We start from the raw sequence: 3,235 nt of genomic DNA, 5'->3' as shown, positions 1-3,235 counted from the left end.
AGATCAGACATATCACCGCTCCGTTTTCGGACGGTGAATCATGCGGCTCCACGATAATCAATGGGTCCTGAGCCTAGGCACACGCCTATAGCGCTTTCCTGGTTTTGAACAACAAGGGCGACCATATGCTTTCCAGCCATTCCGATGTGGACGGGCTGGAGGCGCGGTGGCTGGAAATTTGTGCTCTTTGCGGCGCTGCGTCCATTCCAATCAGATGAATGCGCGGGAATTTTGTCTCAGCAAATCCGCAGAACGCCGGTGGAATGCTGTCCAAGGGTTTGATGCATCGCCGTTATCCGGCGATCCGCAATAAGTGGAGGCAGGTTGCTCTCGATTGTTTGGTTGTATTGTGTGACAAACGCTCGTTTATTGGAACTGGAATGACATTAGAGAATGAAATATGCCAGCGTACCTAATCTCGTATTCGACAGCTGCAGAACAGACCAAAGCGAATCTTGACGAGTTCATGGCAGCACTCGGCGCGGTTCCGCTTGCCGAATGTCTCTGTGGATTGGAAATGGATCTTGGGCTTGAAGAGTTTCGCAATTGGTTGACTGATCAGCTAGAAGAAAGGGACGCTTTGGTAGTCATTGAGCTTCACCCACGCCTTGGGCAAGCTAACCAGAATCTTTCCAAAAGCGCAGCAGCGTGGCTGGAAGAAATGCTAGAGTCCGGGTGACCCTAGTTTGCCAGAGTAGTCAGTTTAACGGACAAAGCGCCTTTCGAAACCATACATATTCCCATAAGCTTTAGCTGCTGCCGCGCCCCGACCATAATATAGATTAAAACGACATTGGGTGAAGCATTGGTAAACTCAATACTTCACAGCAGTATATTTAAGCAACGGATTTCTAGTATGTCCAAAGACAAGCATAGTTCTCGTGTTAGTAATCGTTTGAGACGATCGTTCTGGATCGGCATCGCTGCTCTGGCACTACTCTGGGCTCTCGCGGCCTTCGAGGTTGTTGATTATCTTTCTGGTACGCAACAATCTACGGAAGCGCAGCGTTAGGATGACCTTGCTATAATTGATGATGCCAAAAGATCAGAAAAAGCTAGGTAACAAGTCCAACACCCGATGAGTGGAGCACTGACAAGAGACGGGTGCGCGAGCGCGACCCAACATGGGTATCGGCGGCATGACACCCGCCATGAAACTGAAAACAGCCGCCTGAATTCTACGGCTGGACCCCATTAAAAATGAGGGGATTACCCTTTGGGTCTCAGTTACATTGAAATGACAACCACTCAGGCCCCTTCAAAGGAACATTCTAATAATCCGCCAGTTGTTTCCTTGCGATCCTGCTCAAAGGAATAATCTGATGACGCACCGCGAAGCTACGCCGTACGGTACTCCAGGCGTAGGAAGTCTGACCAGACTGATGACTGCTATGATTCTCGCGGTAGTGAGCCTGCTCACCGCCTGCGACGATATGCGATTTCCGCGTGATGTGGAAGGAACCCTTGAGATCGTTCTCTCCGACAAAGAAATGACCGTCGCGGTGTCGGAAAATCCGCCATGGGTGGTATTCGGGGACAGCGGCCCGCCGCAGGGTGTTGAAGCCGACCTGACGCGTGCCTTTGCGGAAGAGCTGGGGGTCGCGATTAGCTGGAAGCGCCTTGGCGTCTTTTCGGCGCTAGCTGGGTTGGAAACGGGCGATATCGACCTTGCCATCGGAGGCTTTGCCCGCAAAGACGTAACCACGGTGACCGGTGCCGCGCCAAGCTTTGTCTACTTCGAAGAAGCCTTTGTCATCGGCACCCGCACGAAAGAGGACCGTACCGATAGCTTCGAAGACCAACAGGTTTTCGTCCCAAGCCACCTCCCCCTTGCCGCGCTGGTGGAGGACGAGGGCGGCATTCCGGTTAATCAATGGACCGATGATCTAACCCTCGCCGCCGTCCCACATTGGCAGCTTGAAGTGAATAATCTTGCCGCTACCGAAACGACGTTGCACCGCACGGAACATGTCATCGCGGTGCAGCAAGGCGAGAACGCTTGGCTCATGCGGATCGAAGGTTTCTTTCGGCGTGAGATGGGAACAATCGGGGCGCGTTTGCGCGCCTATGCGCCATGACCCGCTCCATCCGCACCATGCCTGAGGCGCAGAAGAAAGCGCTCCAGCGGGCCCGTTGGTTAGAGGTCATCTGGATCGCCATCTTGGTCTCCATTGTGGCCGCGATCTACTTTGCGGTGGGCAGCAGCCAAGCCATGAAGACCGCTTGGATCGAAGACCTGCTCAGCTTCGTGCCTCCCGTCGCCTTTCTCGTGGCTTCTTGGATCGAAGGGTGGAAACCGAACCGACGCTTTCCTTTGGGATATATTCGGGTCACGTCAATCGCTTATCTGATCAGCGCAGTGGCCCTTGGCGGTGTCGGGATATTCCTTATCGTGGATTCCTCCATCGCTCTGTTCAAGCAAAAGCACCCGACCATCGGCAGTATCGAGATCTATGGCGCAACCATCTGGTTTGGCTGGGTCATGATCGCGGCACTGGCCTATAGCGTTGTGATGCCGGTCATCTTCGGCCACCTGAAAATGAAGCCTGCCAAGATGTTGCATGACAAGACGCTCTATGCGGACGCCATGATGAACAAGGCGGACTGGATGACCGGGCTTGCCGGTATCGTCGGTATCCTTGGAATCGGGATGGGCTGGTGGTGGGCCGACGCCGTTGCGGCTATTGTGATCGCGCTGGATGTGCTTCATGACGGCTTCAAATACACCGGCGCCGCGATCCGCGACCTTAGTGATGAAATGCCGCGTACGATTGAGGATGGAGAGTTCGATCCTTTGATCGAAGAGGTTCAACAGACCTTTAATGCACTGCCGTGGGTCCGCGAAAGCCGTCTGCGCCTGCGTGAAGAAGGGCGTTTTCTAACGGGCACGATCTATGTGGTCGCGCATGAGGACGGCGGCGCGCCTGAGATGGTTGAGGATGCCGAGGCAAAGCTGCTGGACCTGCACTGGCGCATCCACGACATCTCGATCATGCCACGGACCAAGATCGAGGAATCGGTTACGATCGAAGGCGCGGATGATGGCACATTGCCCCTGCGACCCGGAGCCCGGCGTCAGCGCCTACGCTGAGTGATTCCGTGTGAGCACGACAAAATTTGATCTAAGCGACAGACCTTCCCGATGATTCTCAAACCGCTAGGCTCAGGACTCATAGCCAGTAGATGACAGTGGCGGCGAGAGCGATGGCTGAGAGGAAGACCTTTGGGCATCGGT

3 protein-coding genes are annotated in these 3,235 nt (G+C 54.4%); all 3 read left to right on the top strand.

The window, feature by feature from the left end:
• Positions 1 to 400: 400 nt before the first annotated feature.
• The 3 genes from O4H31_RS19405 to O4H31_RS19395 all read left to right on the top strand — a co-directional run bounded on the left by O4H31_RS19405 (position 401) and on the right by O4H31_RS19395 (position 3,091).
• Positions 401 to 679 (top strand): hypothetical protein, encoded by a 279-nt coding sequence (locus O4H31_RS19405; RefSeq protein WP_269348171.1) that lies wholly within the window; start codon positions 401 to 403, stop codon positions 677 to 679.
• A gap of 703 nt (positions 680 to 1,382) precedes the next feature.
• Positions 1,383 to 2,078 carry a substrate-binding periplasmic protein gene (locus tag O4H31_RS19400; RefSeq protein WP_269348170.1) on the top strand — a complete coding sequence of 232 codons (696 nt, stop codon included), beginning with the start codon at positions 1,383 to 1,385 and terminating at the stop codon, positions 2,076 to 2,078.
• A complete protein-coding gene (locus O4H31_RS19395; protein ID WP_269348169.1) occupies positions 2,075 to 3,091 on the top strand; it encodes a cation diffusion facilitator family transporter in 1,017 nt (338 codons plus the stop codon). Before O4H31_RS19400 ends, O4H31_RS19395 begins: the two co-directional genes overlap by 4 nt.
• Positions 3,092 to 3,235: the final 144 nt, after the last annotated feature.

Source organism: Sulfitobacter dubius (genome assembly GCF_027214245.1).
Taxonomy (GTDB): domain Bacteria; phylum Pseudomonadota; class Alphaproteobacteria; order Rhodobacterales; family Rhodobacteraceae; genus Sulfitobacter; species Sulfitobacter dubius_A.
This window is presented reverse-complemented; position numbering and strand designations above follow the sequence as displayed.